1 protein-coding gene and 1 pseudogene are annotated in these 1032 nt (G+C 69.7%); both read right to left on the bottom strand.

Annotated features, from left to right (window positions below; genetic code table 11):
* Positions 1–540, bottom strand: a 540-nt coding sequence (locus ABZV34_RS39950) for a cupin domain-containing protein (protein WP_356288371.1), incomplete at its 3' end; no start/stop codon positions are given.
* A gap of 79 nt (positions 541–619) precedes the next feature.
* A pseudogene (locus tag ABZV34_RS39955) lies at positions 620–1032 on the bottom strand (hypothetical protein); the annotation flags it as partial.

Below are 1032 nucleotides of genomic sequence, written 5' to 3' on the forward strand. Positions count from 1 at the left end.
CGGTGCGTCGTGGACGAACCACGTCTTGCTCCCGGCGACCTGGAGGACGAAGACGTCGGCGTCGTCGCGGTGCAGAGTGAGCCCCTGGCCGCCCGCGGGGGTCACGAAGAAGAACGCCTCGACTCGCCGGTCGGTCTCCTCGGACAACCGGGCCATGACTTCGCGGGTCGGGGCGTGCCACTGGTCGACGCGTCGGAGCAGCAAGGTGGCTCCGGCGCGCAGGAGCCCGATGACCTTGGCCCGGTCCGCGAACCCGTGGTGTGCCGTGTCGTTGACGACGCGCGAGGAGGTGTACGCCTCGGTCGGGATCACCACCTTGTCCGAGCGCACCATCTCGAGGTACGGAGTGCGCAGGAGCCCGCTGTGGAATGCCGTATCCAACTCGGCCAGGTCGAAGGGCGCGTTGAGCCGCTGCGGCTTGAACACCTGTGGTCGGCGCTGCCATTGCCGGCCGGTGAAGGCTTCGACGTCGCCGACCCAGTCGGCCAGGGGGGATGGGCTTGTGGACTCACCCATGGCGTCGACGTGTTCAGGATTCATGGGTGTCCTCATCTGCTTTCTCGGGTCGGACGGGCCACGTCGCAAGGGCAGAACCTGCCTGTCGGGCGCGGCAGTTGGTTCAGGCGAGCGTGAGCACCGCTGGTCTGCGCAGCCGCACTGCGGCCATCGTGAGCAGGCCCGCGCAGAACAGGATCAGTAGGCGGTGGTTGACGGTGTCGATGGCGGCGGCTGCCGTGGCGACCGCCAGTGCCTGCGCCGAGGACAGGATGAGTCCCACGGCGGCCTCGGTACGCCCGATGACCCCGCTGGGTGTGAGGTGCAGTACGAGGGTGATCACGCCGATGCCCAGCCAGGCCGAACCGGCGCCCAGGAGGGCGACCCCCAGCAGCACACTTCCGGTGAAGGGCGGGAGTTCGAGCGCGTAGCCGAGCGAGGCCGCCATCGTGCCGAGGGCCGCGAGCCGCTGGGCCCCGGCCCTGTTCATGAGTTTCGGGGCGACGAGTCCCGCCGCGATCGCTCCGACCCCCTGGC

It is taken from the genome of Streptomyces sp. NPDC005195, from assembly GCF_040608315.1.
In the GTDB taxonomy this organism is placed as follows: domain Bacteria; phylum Actinomycetota; class Actinomycetes; order Streptomycetales; family Streptomycetaceae; genus Streptomyces; species Streptomyces kaempferi.